General features: G+C 41.7%; 12 protein-coding genes. 7 read left to right on the forward strand and 5 right to left on the reverse strand.

Annotated features, from left to right (window positions below):
- Positions 1-12: 12 nt before the first annotated feature.
- The 3 genes from NI389_RS20935 to NI389_RS20945 form a co-directional block, all read right to left on the reverse strand.
- Positions 13-474 (reverse strand): methylated-DNA--[protein]-cysteine S-methyltransferase, encoded by a 462-nt coding sequence (locus tag NI389_RS20935; protein ID WP_308362622.1) that lies wholly within the window; start codon positions 472-474, stop codon positions 13-15.
- A complete protein-coding gene (locus NI389_RS20940) occupies positions 471-1,832 on the reverse strand; it encodes a DNA-3-methyladenine glycosylase 2 family protein (protein ID WP_308362623.1) in 1,362 nt (453 codons plus the stop codon). Before NI389_RS20940 ends, NI389_RS20935 begins: the two co-directional genes overlap by 4 nt.
- An 81-nt stretch (positions 1,833-1,913) precedes the next feature.
- On the reverse strand, positions 1,914-2,393 hold the full coding sequence (locus NI389_RS20945; protein WP_308362624.1) for a GNAT family N-acetyltransferase: 480 nt from the start codon (positions 2,391-2,393) through the stop codon (positions 1,914-1,916).
- Between the two features lie 275 nt (positions 2,394-2,668).
- On the opposite strand from NI389_RS20945, the gene NI389_RS20950 reads away from it, so the two are divergent.
- The 6 genes from NI389_RS20950 to bfr (NI389_RS20975) all read left to right on the forward strand — a co-directional run bounded on the left by NI389_RS20950 (position 2,669) and on the right by bfr (NI389_RS20975) (position 9,526).
- Positions 2,669-2,953 carry a hypothetical protein gene (locus NI389_RS20950; protein ID WP_308362625.1) on the forward strand — a complete coding sequence of 95 codons (285 nt, stop codon included), beginning with the start codon at positions 2,669-2,671 and terminating at the stop codon, positions 2,951-2,953.
- Between the two features lie 241 nt (positions 2,954-3,194).
- Positions 3,195-4,310 carry an efflux RND transporter periplasmic adaptor subunit gene (locus tag NI389_RS20955; RefSeq protein WP_308362626.1) on the forward strand — a complete coding sequence of 372 codons (1,116 nt, stop codon included), beginning with the start codon at positions 3,195-3,197 and terminating at the stop codon, positions 4,308-4,310.
- An 8-nt stretch (positions 4,311-4,318) separates the two neighbouring features.
- A complete protein-coding gene (locus NI389_RS20960) occupies positions 4,319-7,438 on the forward strand; it encodes an efflux RND transporter permease subunit (RefSeq protein ID WP_308362627.1) in 3,120 nt (1,039 codons plus the stop codon).
- An 84-nt stretch (positions 7,439-7,522) separates the two neighbouring features.
- Positions 7,523-8,425 carry a cation diffusion facilitator family transporter gene (locus NI389_RS20965; RefSeq protein WP_308362628.1) on the forward strand — a complete coding sequence of 301 codons (903 nt, stop codon included), beginning with the start codon at positions 7,523-7,525 and terminating at the stop codon, positions 8,423-8,425.
- A 156-nt stretch (positions 8,426-8,581) separates the two neighbouring features.
- Positions 8,582-9,052: a bacterioferritin gene (gene bfr / locus NI389_RS20970; protein WP_308362629.1), complete on the forward strand. Its 471-nt coding sequence runs from the start codon at positions 8,582-8,584 to the stop codon at positions 9,050-9,052.
- A gap of 9 nt (positions 9,053-9,061) precedes the next feature.
- Positions 9,062-9,526 (forward strand): bacterioferritin, encoded by a 465-nt coding sequence (bfr, locus tag NI389_RS20975; protein ID WP_308362630.1) that lies wholly within the window; start codon positions 9,062-9,064, stop codon positions 9,524-9,526.
- Between the two features lie 73 nt (positions 9,527-9,599).
- Here the strand turns inward: bfr (NI389_RS20975) and NI389_RS20980 are convergent, their stop codons facing one another.
- Entirely contained in the window at positions 9,600-9,794 is a 195-nt protein-coding gene (locus NI389_RS20980; protein ID WP_208845308.1) for a (2Fe-2S)-binding protein, read from the reverse strand.
- A 276-nt stretch (positions 9,795-10,070) separates the two neighbouring features.
- On the opposite strand from NI389_RS20980, the gene NI389_RS20985 reads away from it, so the two are divergent.
- Complete coding sequence (locus tag NI389_RS20985) at positions 10,071-14,561, forward strand: EAL domain-containing protein (protein WP_308362631.1); 4,491 nt, start codon at positions 10,071-10,073, stop codon at positions 14,559-14,561.
- 38 nt (positions 14,562-14,599) lie between these two features.
- Here the strand turns inward: NI389_RS20985 and NI389_RS20990 are convergent, their stop codons facing one another.
- Positions 14,600-17,365, reverse strand: a complete 2,766-nt coding sequence (locus tag NI389_RS20990) for a hybrid sensor histidine kinase/response regulator (protein ID WP_308362632.1) — start codon at positions 17,363-17,365, stop codon at positions 14,600-14,602.
- Between the last annotated feature and the right edge of the window lie 14 nt (positions 17,366-17,379).

The following is a 17,379-nucleotide window of genomic DNA, read 5'->3' on the forward strand; positions in this document are numbered from 1 at the left end:
ATACTGGGAAATTTAATGATAATGTTCCCTTTCATGCTCAAGTAACCAAGCTTTGGCATTAATACCACCTGCATACCCCGTTAAGGTCCCATTGGCACCAATAATTCGATGACAAGGCACAATAAAACTGATTGGGTTTTTACCGTTGGCAGCCCCAACCGCTCGAACAGCCTTGGGGTTATCTAGTTTATTCGCTATCCAACTATAGCTATAGGTTAGGCCATAAGGAATGGTACTGAGTATTTGCCAAACGGAGCGCTGAAAAATTGTCCCTTTTACGTCGAGCTTAACCTCAAACTCAAATCTTCTTCCATTGAAATACTCTGTTAATTCCGTCATTCCTTGGATTAAATGCTTATTAGAACCTTTTACTTCTTCATATATCGGATGAAAACCAACATAACACAGTCCATTTTCCGTCGCTTGTAAGGTAATTTCACCAATTGGCGATGGCATTTTAGCAGTAAGGATCATAATAAACTCCATAGTTGAAACGTTAAATATGAGCGAAATGGCGCCGCATCTTCCTGCTTAAACTGTTCACACTTGCCCATCGCTTTAATGACTCCTAAGTCACCACCTAAAAAGATATCAGGATGGCTTTGTCCTCTCATTTGCGCATATTGGACTGTCCATGGACCTATTCCTTTAATCACCAACCATTCTTCAAGTTCCCGTGCAGGTGTCCGCCATTCATAGTCAGCTAATAACTTCAACGATGCTTTTCGCCTTTCTGGCATCTTGAAAAAATCAAGTTCACTTGTCGCGACTCGCTTAGGGGTTGGAAAGGTTTTAACATCCCCCCTTTGCACACCTAATTGATCATAAAGTGTTTGTACATAAGTTCGAGCCGCTTTTACCGACACTTGCTGCCCTAAAATAGCTCTTATCCCAGCTTCAAATGGGCTCCAAATACCTGGCAAACGAAGTCCTTCCACTAACTCAAAGTTAGCACTAACCTTCCCTTTCAGAAGATTCTCAATTACTGAACAATCCGCATCAAGATCGAGTACACGCCTAATGTTTTGCACCACAACATGCAAACCTTTGACGTCATTAATGTCAATATCAACCATGAAACCATGCTTTTCTTCATTAAGGGTTGCGGTGAAACGACCATAATACTCATGCAATTCAAAGGTTCGCCCATAACTGATATCCGAAACCCATTCGAGGCCTTTAATTAAGCGAGCAGCCAGAAAGCGTTGCAACACAACCCAGTTATAAGGCGGTCGATACGTTAAAAATAATCGAATAGATGTGGTAATCGGTTGCGACCCTTTTGCTCGCAAATGAGAAGGCGTGAGTTGATAAAGCTTCGAAAACGCGTCATTGAAACGGCGCACTGATGAAAACCCACTCGCGTAGGCAATGTCTGTGATGCTCAACTGAGATTGCTGTAACAATTGCTTAGCGAAATCACATTGCTTATAAAGTGCATAGGACTTAGGTGTCGTTGCAAAGTACTGCTGAAAAAGTTTGTTCAAATGGCGAACCGAAATTCCTAAACGGTCTGCAAGATCAGTCGTTGATCCCTCATTCAATGCGCCTTCATCAATCAGCTTTTTGGCTCGATTCGCGGTTGTCCCAGTCCCCTGCCAAGCATAACTTCCTGGGGCACTGTCAGGTCGACAACGTATGCAGGGCCTAAAACCCGCTTGTGCGGCTTGATGTGCAAATTCAAAATATTCAACATTTTGCTCTTTCGCCATCGGCGCAGGACATATGGGACGACAGTATATCCCGGTACTTTTCACTGCAACATAAAATAACCCATCGAAACGAGGGTCTCGCGATTGTCTCGCCGTCTGAAACTGAGTTTTGGTATACATAGTCGCACAAAGCCTGAAGGTGATAACTAAAGCTTATCACCTTCTAAGAACTAATTTAGCCACTTTTGGCACTGAACCTTATTATTCAGCTTTGGCAAAATCCACTAAAGCTTGTCCAGTGAGTCGATAGATAATCCATTCGCTTTGAGCCTGAGCACCTATACTTTCATAAAAATCAATTGCGGGCTTGTTCCAATCCAGTACAACCCATTCAAATCGACCGCATTTACGTTCTAACGCGTGATTTGCCAAGTACTTCATAATGGCTTTGCCTGCCCCTTTTCCTCGGTGGGATGGGCTCACAAATAAATCTTCTAAGTAAAGGCCGTTTTTACCAAGCCATGTAGAATAGTTAAAGAAGTACACTGCAAACCCGATGACTTCGTCGCCGTCAAAGCACAGAATTGCATGCGCCGTTGCGCCTTCACAAAACAAGGTATTGATGAGTTTTTCTTCGGTAGCGAAAACTGCATCAGGCTCTTTTTCATATATCGCTAACTCATTGATAAAATGTAGAATCGTAGAAACATCTTCAATTTCTGCTGGTCTAATCTGGAGCATTTTTCTCTTTTTTATTTGCAACTATTTGTATCCGTAATCTTCCATACCGTCAGAGTGATTGCAACTGCTTCACGTTAAAATTCAAAACGGCTTCCTAACATCACATCTCTAAACTGTTTTTTCACTGTGTCACCAAATGCATGACAATCTCGTTTAGATTTGATACCTTCTACGCAGAATAATTTATGGTAGTCATTTTGTTTTCAAGTACTCTATTTCGTTTAGTTACCTCGTTACTTTTGATGTGCATAGTGGCATTTCAGAGTATCGCTGCTATGGCTGATTCGAATGCGGTACATCAAATAACAGAAAGTCATTTACAAACTGAGCACGACCATCTCTTTGATACCAAAAAAACGGTAAACTCTGATTCTGAAGCAGATGGCCACCACATTAAAGATTGTCATCATTGTGGCCATTGCAGTGGTTCCCATATTAGTTGGGTCAACAGCGCTATCTCACCTAGCCTTGACGACGGCCTGACAACACACCTTTTCAACTGGATTAAACACCAATCCAAAGGCTATTACGCCTCCTTGCTTAGACCGCCCATTGCCTAGCGCATTTAAATTTCAATCACCTTTTTAAATTAAAATTTTCGGTAGACTCGCCTGCTCGGTTTTAATCCAGCTCAACATAATTGGGGTTGGTTAGACTGCTATGGTACTTGGATACAGTTACGTTCTACATACGTTTAGCGGCAATGATAGATAGTTTTCTAAAGCATTGCCTTTACATGTAGGAATTCCCGTGTCCTTCTCCATGAAATGAGCCGAGTTTGCCCCATGCTAGGTAAACGTTATGAATTTAAATTTCTCCGCGTCGACACGTGTCGCCGTGTTATTTTCCATGCTTATGCACTTTTCAGTTTTGGCAAACAACGCTGTTCATTTAGACGATGAACGCCAAGAAAACACTATCAAGTTAACGCCACAGCAAGTCGCCAACATTGGTCTTGAGATACAACAAATTAAACCAAGAACACACACCTCACTGTTGACTTTGCAGGGTGAAGTACGAGCGAATAACTACGCAAGCTACATTGTTACACCTAGAACCGAATCCATCGTCATACAAAGACATGTGAAACAAAACGACATAGTCAATCTAGGCACTCAGCTCGTTACACTATTCAGTCCAGATATCGCAAACGAACAAGCGAATTATCTGAGTGCATATCAAGAATGGCAGCGTGTAAAAAATTTAGGAAGCAGTATCATCAGTGACAAAGATAAACAGCTGATTAACATTGACTTTCGCCGCTCAACCGGAAAACTATTAGCGTTCGGCCTCGATCAGGGTCAAATCGATGCCTTGCCATCGATGCCATTGGATAAAATGGGCCAGTATGTCCTAAATGCAGAACAAGCAGGTGTTGTGATCAATGATGAATTTGTTCGTGGGCAACGCGTTGACGCTGGTACTCCTCTCTTTTTTATTACAGACGAATCGTCACTTTGGGTTGATGCGCAACTGCCATTGCAAGAAACGCTAAACGTCTTACCCGGTACGCAAGTCGAAGTGCAGGTATTGGGCCAGAAATTTGGTGCTATGGTCACTCAACAAAGTCATTTTGCACTCACCGATACTCGCTCACGAGTCGTACGACTCAATGTAAAAAATGAGAACGATCTATTGCATCCAGGCATGTTTGTCACAATCAAACTTCCCGCAAATAGACAAAATGTGAGTGTGGTACCAGAAAGCGCTCTGGTGCGTTCAAGCGATGGTGATTGGCAAGTATTCATCGAGCACGAATCTGGAGAATATGTCCCCATTGAAGTAAAACGTCTCGGCGAGTTTGAAGGAGGGATCGCCATTGATGATATCAATAGTGGTTCAAAAGTCGTTGTGAAAGGCGCTTTCTACTTGGCCTCCGAACTGGCTAAAGCTGGTTTTGATACGCATAACCATTAGGAGGCAAGATGATTAATAGAATTATTTCATGGGCACTTTCAAATCGTGCGATCGTGTGCATAGTACTTGCCGTCCTACTCATTGCTTGTGCAATCGTCATCCCAAGAATCAATCTAGATGCTTTTCCTGATGTCACGAATGTTCAAGTCTCTGTTAACACAGAGGCACCAGGTTTGGCAGCTGAGGAAGTGGAGCAACTCATCACCTACCCTATCGAAACAGTGATGTATGCGCTGCCAGATGTGGAATCTGTCCGTTCAATTTCAAAGACCGGTCTATCTGGTGTCACTATCGTATTCAAAGAAAATGTCGACATCTATTTTGCTCGGCAATTAGTTTTCGAACGGCTTGAACAAGCCAGAGGTTCACTCCCAGGAACAATATCCGCCTCTGAAATTGGTCCGAATACTTCAGGACTTGGCCAAATCTACCAATACCGACTAGATGCAGACGTAAATAGTGGTATCGATAATATGACGCTTCGCAGCCTCAATGACTGGGTAGTGAAATTACTACTAATGCCCATCGATGGTGTCACCGATGTATTGTCGTTTGGTGGAGAAGTGAAACAATTAAGTGTGGAGCTAAATCCAGAACAACTCAACGCGTTTGGACTTACTCAGCAAGACGTGATAACGGCAATCGAAGAAAATAACCTTAATGTGGGTGGATGGTATCTCAATCGTGGAGAAGAACAATTGGCGATCCGAGGATTTGGTTGGATCCGCTCAGAGTCTGCTATCCGAGATATTGCACAGTTACCCGTCAAATACCGTGAAGGCCGTATTGTAAAAGTAGCGGATGTCGCATTAGTAAAGTTTGCAGGTGAAGAGCGTCAAGGAGCGGTTACTATGTCAGTCAAAGATGACAATCGACGCGTTACTACTAAAGGCGAAATCGTCACAGGGATTATTCTGAAACGTCTCGGCTCAAACACGAACGAGACAATCAACGCGATAAATCAACGCGTCGAGCAAATAAATCAAGCGTTACCTAAAGGCGTCACTTTCCAGGTTATTTACGACCAGTCACAACTCGTCAAAAAAGCCATCGATACTGTGGTTTTCGCTTTGCTATTAGCCTTTCTATTTATCATTATCGTACTTCTCTTATTTTTAATGGACTTACGCGCGACTTTGCTCGTTCTAATCTCCATACCAATCTCAATCGCGCTCGCTTTATTTGTTATGACGATACTGGGGCTCTCTGCAAACCTTATGTCACTCGGCGGTCTCGCGATCGCTATCGGCATGTTAGTCGATGGATCGGTGGTAATGGTCGAGAACATGGTTAAGAGACTCAAAGAAAATCAGATATCTACTTCGCGTTCTACTGCTGAAACCATACGCATAGCAGCTTGTGAAGTTGCAAAGCCTGTTTTCTTCGCTTCAAGTATCATCCTTGTGGTGTTTCTACCGCTATTTAGTTTCGAAGGTGTTGAAGCAAAACTATTCGAACCTATGGCTGTGTCAATCATGTTAGCAATATTAGCGTCAATGTTTGTTGCTATCGTCGTTGTTCCCGCTATTGCCAGTCAAATATTATCGCGAAAAACCACTGTACGACAAAACCCTCTACTGAATGTGTTGGAGAAAAGCTATCTACGTCTACTAAGTGCAGCTGTCCGGTCATCTAAGAGGATATTGGTCGGCATGCTGGGGATCGTTTTCAGTACACTATTGGTGATACCTCAGCTTGGCAGTGAGTTTGTCCCTGAACTTGAAGAAGGCACGATTAATCTAAGAGTAACCCTTGCCCCCTCGGCGAGCCTAGACACCGCGCTGACGCTTGCTCCAAAGCTTGAGAAAGTACTTTTAGCCTTTGAGCAAGTGGATTATGCCGTCAGCCGTATTGGTCGTGCTGAAATAGGTGGCGATCCAGAACCCGTAAACAATATCGAAGTGTTTTTATCGTTAACCCCGCATGAGAGTTGGCCGAAAGGCCTTACGAGACAGTTACTTCAACAACAAATGGCGAAGCAGTTGGAACAATTTCCTGGCGTATTACTTAATTTTTCACAACCAATCGCAACGCGTGTTGACGAGTTGTTGTCCGGTGTCAAATCACAACTTGCTATTAAAATCACAGGAGAAGATTTAGGAAAATTGCAGTTGTTGGGTACCCAACTTGAGCAGCGGATAAAAGCGATAGAAGGGACGGCTGACGTAGCACTTGAACAATTGGGAGGGGAAGCGCAGTTACTCATTGAACCGAATCGTACGGCACTTTCGAACTATGGGCTCGCCGTTAAGGATTTAATGGATATTGTTGAAAAAGGAATCGGTGGGGTAACTACGGGACAAATTTTCGAAGGAAACGCGCGCTTCGATATTCGAGTTCGACTCCAAAAATCATTTCGAAATTCAATTTCCGCAATTGAAGCCTTACCAATACAAACACCAAGCGGCTATTGGGTTCGCGTTAAAGATGTAGCAACGGTTGCGTATGCCACAGGTCCAATCCAGATCCGCCGTGATGACGTACAACGTCGTGTGGTAATACAAGCAAACGTGTTAGGACGTGATATGGGCTCGGTTGTCTCCGAGATCAAAAAGACCATCGAACAGAGTAATCTTTTACCTGCAGGCTACAGTTTTAGTATTGGTGGTCAATTTGAAAATCAGCAACGCGCACAGAAGCGTCTGCAAATACTCATTCCTGTGTCAATATTACTGGTCGCCGTTTTATTGTACATTACGTTTCAATCACTAAAACAAACACTGTTGATTTTAGTGAATGTACCTTTAGCAACAGCGGGTGGCGTGTTGTCTCTATACGCTTTTGATCAATTTCTATCCGTTCCAACAGCTATTGGTTTTATTACCCTATTCGGTATAGCCGTGCTCAATGGTGTTGTTCTCATCGATAGCATTAATCAACGCATGAAAAGTGGAACTAGCATACAAGAAGCGGCCATCCATGGTGCACTTTCACGATTTCGCCCAGTATTAATGACGGCGCTGACAACCGCGATGGGGTTATTACCTATGCTGATGTCTACAGGCGTTGGTGCTGAAATTCAAAAGCCATTGGCAACCGTCATTGTTGGGGGAATTATCACCTCAACGCTATTGACCTTAATTGTGCTTCCTGTTTTAGTCGTTATGACGACAAAAAAGACCGACTAATTATCATTTACCTAGAGGAACACACGATGCTAAACCGTTTAGCATCGTGTTAGGTACTTACAAAATTCAAGTGAGGTATTGAGCATGTCACATGCACATCACCACGGAGCTCATGGACATCATCATACTCATGACAAACTCACGTATGCCGTATTCATTAATATTTTACTTACCATCGCGCAAATCGTTGGCGGCGTTTTATCAGGCAGTTTGTCGCTTGTTGCGGATGCACTGCATAATCTATCCGATGCTGGCGCTATTTTTATTGCGCTGCTAGCTCGCAAAATAGCGAATCGCCCAGCGAACGAAACAATGACCTATGGCTATCAACGCGCTGAAATCATTGGCGCATTAATAAACAGCACAACTCTCATTTTAATCGGTATTTATCTCATCTTCGAAGCCATTAGCAAAGTATTCAATCCAGAACCCATCGATGGCTGGATTGTCGTTTGGATTGCAGCGCTTGCCCTGTTCATCGACGTCATCACCGCATTGTTAACGTACTTTTCTGGCGCAAAAACAAGTATGAATATACGTGCGGCATTTATTCACAACATATCCGATGCGCTTGCCTCGTTGGTTGTGATCATTTCAGGCTCACTTATTATCCTTTATCAAATTTATTGGGTTGATATCGTTGCTACCGTATTGATCAGTTTATATGTGATTTATCACGGTTCACTTCTTGCGAAGGAAAGTATGAACATTCTTATGCAAGCTGTACCTAACCACATTACATTGCCAGAGGTGGTTGATTTCATGAAACATACGATGGAAATAAAGGATGTTCCTCATATTCATATCTGGCAATTGGATGAACACAAAGTCATGCTTGATGCGCAAATTATTTTAGGAAATCAACTCAACATCGATATAGCTCGATTAAAATTGGCACTTAAAGAAAAGTACCACATCTCTCACGCGACTATAGAGATAGTTACCTCGGCAGATAAAATAGATACATGTTATATATCAGCAAGTTAGATAGAGTCTTTTATTGTAATGAAAATAGATTCTCATGTTGAAACCAAATGAGAATCACAATCAGTTTTTAACCGTATGTTTTTAAACGTTTTTTATTGACACTCAGTATGCAGAAGGTACACTGACCCGCATTATAGATATCCCTAGGAGCCCGCTATGCAAGGCAAGCAAAAAGTCATTGATGCATTTAATGCACTTCTCGCAAACGAACTGGCCGCTATCGATCAATATTTTATCCATTCGCGTATGTACGATGATTGGGGAATGGCGAAGTTGTATGAGCGTCTAAATCATGAAATGGAAGAAGAAACCACGCATGCGGATTGGCTCATTAAACGTATCCTTTTCCTGGGTGGTGTACCAAATATGACGAATCGTCGTGACTTGTTAATTGGCTCTGACGTACGTTCTATGATGCAAAATGACCTCACGCTCGAACTTGAGGTGGTGACATCTGTAAAAGCAGCCATTGCGATTTGCGAACAAGAGCAAGACTACCAATCTCGTTCAGTACTTGAAAAACTACTTTTCGACACTGAAGAGGACCACGTCTATTGGCTTGAACAACAGCTTGGTCTGATGGACAAGATTGGTCTACAAAATTACGTTCAGTCACAGTTGGCATAAGGATTTCAAATGAAAGGTGATAAAGCTGTCATAGCGTCACTAAACAAAGTTCTTGCAAACGAGCTTGTTGGCATTAACCAATATTTTTTGCACGCTAGAATGTTTAAGGACTTTGGTTTTAGCCAACTTGATAAAGCTGACTACAAAGTTTCAATCCAAAAAATGAAAAACGCGGACCGCCTTATTGAACGGATTTTATTTTTAGAAGGCCTGCCAAACTTACAAGATTTAGGTCGACTTCGAATTGGCGAAAATAGCCAAGAAATGATTGAAGCCAATCTTTCGTTTGAACAAGACACCGTGAAAGACCTTCACAATGCGATAGCTCTTTGCGAAAGTAAACAAGATTACATCAGCCGTGAAGCGCTTAACCATATTTTGGGTGAACAAGAAGAGCAAATTGATTGGCTTGATACACAGATTAGCTTAATTGCAAAAATGGGCATCGAGAACTATCTACAGTCGCAGCTCTAATCAAAAATCGATTGAGTTAAGAATACAAAGCAAAAAGGCTTACCAGTGGTAAGCCTTTTTGCTTTGTATTCGTTTATGCGACTTGATCGGTAATATCAGCTATTTCGATAAGTCGTTCATTCAAAATTTTCTTCGTACAGTTTGTGCACTTACCACACTGCGTGCCTACAGAAAGCTCTTTTGCAAGATCACGCATAGTCATCGCACCATCATCAATAGCTTGTGCAATTTTTTTATCGGTAACACCATGACAAATACAGATATACATAAATAAGAACCAATCTCAGTACGATTTACAAAATGGATTTTAGTGTAAACAACAATAATTATCAATACTGTTTTTAAACTTTGTTTTATCCGTCTTTTATACCTATGATTGTTTCTATAAAGAAAACAAATTATCTTTTCGACTTAAATGATGTAAATAATTCTTAAAATATGTGGTAAATTATACTATTAGAATATGAAATTGTTCATGGAAGAAGCTTGAGTACTTGGATGTAGGCGGAACAAATTGGTTTTCGCAGCATTGGAGTTAGAGTAGATGCGTTTGACGTCTGTGTTTATGCTTCTGTTTTCTTTGTGCGTTGCATTAAATGCCTTCGCGACGACAAATTACGCGCAAAGACTGACACGCCTTTCTGTTAATGAAGGCTTATCCCAAAGTGTCGTTAATAACATAGTGCAAGATAAGCTCGGTTATGTATGGGTTGGTACCGAGCAAGGGCTCAATCGTTTTGATGGTTATCAAATTAACGTTGTTAATAACGACATTGATTTTTCTGATAAACCCATTTATTTGCTGCGCGCTCTAAATAATGGTCAAATTTTTGTTTCTACTGGCTATTCAGGTAGTTACCTCATTGATCCCAAAACACTGGTCAGCAAAAAAATCTATTCCGGTAAAATCACGCCTGAAAGTACATTGTTCTCTCCTATTTCTGTTGTTATCGAACGCGGCAACTTGTTATACGTTGGCATTGAACGTCAAGTATTTACGATTGACTTGAGAACACTTGAATCCAATTTTCTCGTCGCATTACCTGACACCGTCAGCTTAGTTCGTTCGCTTGCTTTCGTCGGGAATGATTTGCTTATTGGCAGTGACGTGGGCTTGTACAAATTGGACACTCGTCAACATTTACTCAACCCAATTCAATTCATCACCGCAGAGAAAGTCGATAAATTAAATCAAAATGTGAAATTCCTAACCTATGATCCGACATTGGGACTTTTGGTTGGCACAGTCAGAGGCCTTTACGTATTGCCTTTTGATGGCATGGAATTCAAACCTGAGCACACGTATACACTGGTCGCTGACCTCAATATTTGGGACTATCAAAAAACAGAATTTGGCGAATTCATAGCAACCGAATTGGGCCTATATGAAATTCACCGTAAAAGTAAAACTGCAAGCAAGGTCCTGAGCTTTGATGGCAGTCGCTATAATGTGACGAACATCAGTGTCTACGACATTATGGTAGACAAAAATAATGTCATGTGGATGGCCTCAAGGGAGCAAGGCGTTTTTTATTGGCCGCTTCAAGCAAAGCGATTTATTAATGTAAAGTCGCCTTCACACCCGCTTGCGAGCAACACTATTTGGTCAATTGAAGAAATTGATAATCAACTTTGGATGGGGTCAGACAATGGCCTTATTGCTGTTGAACACAATCAAGCGGTGGAGACGTTTTTCCAAAACACCGACCCCAAAGAAATATTTGGTCTCAACGCTGTTGTAACAATTGCATCAGGCCAGTACCAAAATCTTAAAGTTTTGTTATTGGAAACTCCGTTTGGCATTCAAGTCTTCACGCCTGCAACCGATGAGATTCGAAACCTCACTGAAATCCAAACTCAGTTGAAAAACGATGACTATATCCGTGGCATGTATGAATCGGAACAATTTATCTACTTTGCTTCAAACAAAAATTATTACCAATGCTCTAAAACCGAACTACAGTGCAATCCAATTGATGGTTTATCGGAACAACTTTCTACGAATTCCTTTTATAAGTTCCTAGCACCACTTCCCACGCATCCAAATGATTTACTCATTTCGACAAATAGTAAATTAGTGCGTTATAACACCCAAAGCCACACCACGTTTCTCGTTTACGATTTTGGCAAAGAAGATTCTTCAAGATTTTCCGTGGTAGATAGTTGGGTTGCAGACACTAATGGCACATTGTGGCTCGCCACTTCCACGGAAGGCCTCGTGGCGATTAGTCTAGAAACACTAGAGAAACTCAGTGTATTCAATGAAAAATCAGGGCTGTTAACAAACACCATTTATGAACTACAACTTGATAATACCAATGCGCTGTGGGCAAGCACCCAAAAAGGTCTTTACCGGTTTGACCTGTCTGACCGTAGTATCAAATTATTTAGTCATCACAATGGACTTCCAGTCGATGAATTTAATTCCGGTGCAAGCGCAAAGTTAAAAAATGGCAATCTCGCCTTCGGGTCGACTCAAGGGATGATTGTTTTTGATCCAACGGCCTTAGCAACCAAGAGCAGCCAAACCCAAATTGAAATCACCGAATTGGCCTTAATGTCTAAAAACAAGCCATTCGCCATTTCAGACTCAATCGCACTTAAGCACGATGATGTAGGTTTGCTCATTCGTTTTTCAGATTTTGATTTTTTAGATCAACACAACGACTATTATTCAGCAAAAATGACTGGGCCGACTAACGCCGACTATCACGATGTAAAACTAGGTAAGCTGTTCTTTAGTCAGTTAAAGCCTGGTAATTATCAACTAACACTCTTTTTGAAAGAACGCGGCAGTAATCGTGAATTAGCTAGTAAATCATTGAAAATATCAGTTGCTCATGCCCCGTACGCATCCCCACTCGCCATTACAGCTTATGTTGTCTTTGCTTTGGCGCTTTTTGCTCTTTGGTTACGTCAAAGTAATAAGAAACAGCAAATTATAAAAAACGCGTTGACAGAAATGACTCGTAGCCAGAAGCAAACTGGCCTCGCATTGCAAGCAACAAACAGCGGTATTTGGGAAGTCAATCTGGTAACACGTACTATTATTCAACAACGGCTTATCCAAGAACTCGGCTATAAGGACTTGGACGATATATGTAATGCTGAAATACACAAAGACCTCATTCATCCAGATGACTATCCTGCTGTCGAACAACAATGGTTTGCGCTCCTCAACAAGAAAGAACAAGACGCCGTTTTCGAAGCGACTTATCGAATGAAAGCCAGTGACGATCAGTGGTGTTGGTATCACGACGTCGGACGGATATCAGAGTTCCAAGATGGCATTCCAATTAAAGTATCGGGTATCTACAGTAACATCACAGAGCAAAAAGCGACGAACATGATGGCATCTATTTTAGGTGATGCGTTCGGACAGATAAACGATTGGCTTTTAATTCTAGATACGAATTTGCTTCCTATCGCTGCGAACTCAACGTTCTGCCATGCTTTTGGTATTGCTCAAGGCCAAATTAAAGATTTGTCAATTCCGCAATTTAGAGAGGCGTTAGGGAGCAGAAATTTCTCCAATTTGTTAAAAAACATCAAGTCGCTGCAACCTAAAGGAAACCACCGTGAAGAGGTCACCTTACGGACCTCGCACAACGCAAAACATCCCATTCAATTAAGTATTAATGCTATTACTAAGTCCAGTGAAGATATTGAATATTATGTGATTGTGCTCTCAGATTTATCTGAACAAAAGAAAACGGAGAAAGAGTTCCGTTTTTTAGCAAATTACGATTCGCTCACAGGTTTACCTAATCGCAACTTGATGATGAAACGCATTCAAAAAGCCATTAACGTTGCCCAAAATGACGAATTAGTTGGTTTATTGTTTATCGATTTAGACAAGTTTAAACCCATAAATGACTCTTATGGACATGATGTTGGTGACAAGCTTTTAAGTGCTATTTCACGTCGAATCGAGTCAATATTACCAAGCGGTTGTACGTTGGGAAGACAAAGTGGTGATGAGTTTCTTGTGCTCTTTGAATCAGTAAAATCTCCAGAAATAATTAGCGAGTTGGTCAGCGCATTACTTATCGCTTTGCCTGAAAAAATAACCATTAGTGGTTTTACGGTAAGCATCTCTGCCAGTATCGGCGTTGCAATTTATCCGTTTGATGCGAACAACGCTGAAAAACTTATACGTCATGCCGATGTGGCAATGATCCATGCAAAACAAAGTGGACGAAATAGCTTTAAGTTTTTCACCAGTGCAATGAACGATGAGATTTTAAGAAAGCTGAAACTCGAAACGTCCCTAAAAAATGCAGTCAAGGAAAATGGCTTTTTTAATCACTATCAACCTATTGTAAACTCACGAAATAACCAAGTGGTTGGGGTTGAGCTCCTAATGCGCTGGGAACAGGAAGGCCAGTTAATTTCGCCCGCTGAATTCATTCCTGTCGCTGAGGAGGTTGGCCTTATTGAAGTCATGACAGATCAGGCCCTCAAACGCGCAATTTTAGAGTTGAAACCGTTACTGCTTGAAAACCGCGATTTTTATATTTCGCTAAACTTATCCGCCCACCAAGTGCTTAGAGCAAATATTACTGAACATCTAGTCGCTATTTTGTACGAATTTGGCATCCCTTGCAGCCGACTACGATTGGAAATCACTGAAAGTACATTGTTGGCTGACAAGGTAAAAGCAAAATCGGCCTTAATGGAGTTGAATGAGCAAGGCTTTATACTTTTACTGGACGACTTCGGAACGGGGTACTCGTCGCTGACCTACTTAAGCCAATTCCCGATCGATATTATTAAGATTGACCAAGGATTCGTGCGTAGCATGGAACATACGCCAAGTAATAAATCCATCGTTAAGACAATTACTATGCTTGCGAATAACCTTGGCATGACGTGTATTGCAGAAGGTGTTGAATCAATGGAGCACATTCGTTACCTAAGCCAATTAGGCATCAACTATATGCAAGGCTTCTATTTTTCAAAGCCCGTATCCGCTGAAATTTTGATGTCTGATTTATATATTGATGAAGTAGGCAAGAAAGCAAAAGCGGGTTAAATATAACCCGCTCACTTAAATCGGATTCGTCAAACACATTACGTGGCTATCCGCTCCACTTTACTTAACGCTCTGAATAAGTCGTCCGTTTTAACTGGTTTGGCAACAAAGTCATCCATACCAACTTGGATACACTTGAGCCTATCCTCTGCAAATGCATTCGCTGTAATGGCAATAATGTGTGGCCCACCATATTTACCGGGTTCTTGACGAATATGCCTTGTGCATTCAAACCCGTCCATATTCGGCATTTGACAGTCCATTAGCACAATTGGAAAGCTTTGCTCTTGTAAACGAACTAAGGCCTCTTTTCCATCACTTGCACATTCAATTTCACACTGTGTCTTTTCCAACATCTTTTTGACTACAATCTGATTAACCAAGTTGTCTTCAACAAGAAGCACTTTAATGCCTGATAACTCAGGGACAGTAATAGGTGCTAATGAAACACTTTCGCCATCGACTACAACGCACGGGATAAACACTTCAAAACGACTCCCAACGTCTGGTTCACTTTGCACATTAAGTTCACCATTCATTAGCTCAACCAAACGTTTACATATCGTTAAGCCGAGCCCAGTCCCACCAAATTTGCGTGTTGTTGATGTATCCGCTTGTACAAATTCTTTAAATAAATTAGCAAGCTGCTGTTCACTCATACCAATACCCGAGTCTTCCACAACAATTTCAAGTCGACCGTCAACGTATTGAATACCTAAAGAAACCGTACCTGAACCGGTGAATTTCCCAGCATTACTCAGCAAGTTGTTAATCACCTGTCCCACTCTAAGCGCATCTAAATTCAAAAAGGCAGGAAGGCTTCCAGAAATTTGATAGTCAAACCTGACGCCTGGTTTAGTTCCCGTTTTACCAAACACCCGTGCAATGTTATCGAATAAACGGTAAGTTTCTGTCGGATGAAAATCGAGTTTCAATGCCCCTGCTTCTATTTTTGAATAGTCCAGAATATCGTTCAATATTAAGAGCAGATTGTTTGCCGATTGTTGGATCATGAGTACTTGATCGGAGACTTCTGTCGATAACTCGTCACTATTAATAAGATGCTCAGAGAGCCCTAAAATACCATTTAACGGTGTTCTGATCTCATGGCTCATATTGGCTAAGAACTGACTTTTAGCCTGACTCGCTTTGTTTGCTACGCGCACAGCTTCTATCAATTCTTGCGTTTTCTCATTGACCTGTTGTTCAAGTTTGACGTTAAAGTCTTTCAGCTTTTTATTGAGCGCTTCATTTTCATCATACGAATTCTGTAAACGCGCAAAACTCGTATTTAACTTCAAGGCAAGTTGAGAAAACTGTTGTTGCAATCCAACCATCTCAAGAAACCCGTTTTGAGTTCGTTGCTCGTCCGATATCATCTTGCTCGGATCGAAGTCATGTATATGGTTACTCAAGCGCTCTATCGGACTCACCAGCACACGCGTTAATTGACTGACAAAGACGCTGCTCAATACAATAATCGTAACCGCTAGAAAGCCCGACAATCCCCATGCTGACGCCGCCGCGAGATTAACATGCTTACGTTCAAGCAGCGTAACGACGGTCCATCCTAATGTGGGTGAGTTGTTTTCGTGATAGTAGAAAATATCATTTTGGCTTGTTTGAAAAAGATGAGTGTTCGAATCAAACGCTGCGCGCTTATCGTCGGCGACTAAGTCGAGTGTCTTAAACTCTGCTTTTAATGAGCTGTAAACGACTTTATTTGCACTGTCTAGCACGAGCAATTCGCCAGAGGTGTTAACCAGTCGGGGAATAAACTGCTCAAATGACTCAAATATCAACGAACCTTCTACAATTCCTGCAAATTTGCGATTGTTCATTACCGGAGCTGAAATTGCGACGATTGGTTCGTTTCCAAGTCCTCTTCCTCTGAAAATATCCGAAACAAATCCATCAGGATAGTGTTGTGCCGATTGGTAATAATCTCTATCTGCGACACTTTTGTCTTCGTCCATCATGCTTAGCTTAAAGCCTTCAGGGTAAAAATGCGTAATTTGCGCTTTATTGTCGGTGACAATACCTGTTCGGAAGTTTGGGTGGAGTAACATTAATTGAGCAAGCGCGTTTTGTTTATCGATACCAAGTTCGATACTTTTAGCGGTAAGCGCAACCGCTCTTTTATAGCTTTGAAGATAGTCTTCTATTTGTCTTGTTACCGTTAACGAATCTTCGGTGAGTTGATTTTTCACCTCCAACTCGAGGCGGGCGTAATAATTGTTTGTTAACACAATGGAGGTCACCAAGACAACTAACACTATTAATAAACTAACGGTGTAATTTAGCATCTGATATAGCGGTGAGGCGCGCCACAGTTGCCGAATAAAGAAAAAGCCAAGCAAATCGACAACGGCTAAATATAGCGCAGCATTAATAAAGTACTTTGCAAGCGCAGTGACGATAACGAGAAGTGGTAAAGCGAGGAAAAAATAGCCAAAAAGAAATAAGAGCGCTAGGCCTATTAAAACCCAAAACGCAAGCCCACGTAAAAATAAGGGCTTATTGCTATTAATACAAAGAACTTGTAGCCAGACGACTTCAAGAGCGAACACCACCGAAGACCAACAATGATCCCAACGGTAATAAATGAAACCGGCACCAATCGCAACGGCAAGTAAAGCATATTGCCAACCAAATAATAGCAGCACACATAGAACGAATAGCTGACCAAACAGAAACTCGGAGCTATCAAGAAACCAGAAAGGTAATAGATTCGCAAAGCCACCAACGACGCCAAGGGTCACCGTACACAATAACGGGAAAAGTCGATGCTGAGTGATTATCAAAGCGCGCGTTCCAT

This window comes from Pseudoalteromonas xiamenensis (assembly GCF_030994125.1).
GTDB lineage: Bacteria > Pseudomonadota > Gammaproteobacteria > Enterobacterales > Alteromonadaceae > Pseudoalteromonas > Pseudoalteromonas xiamenensis_B.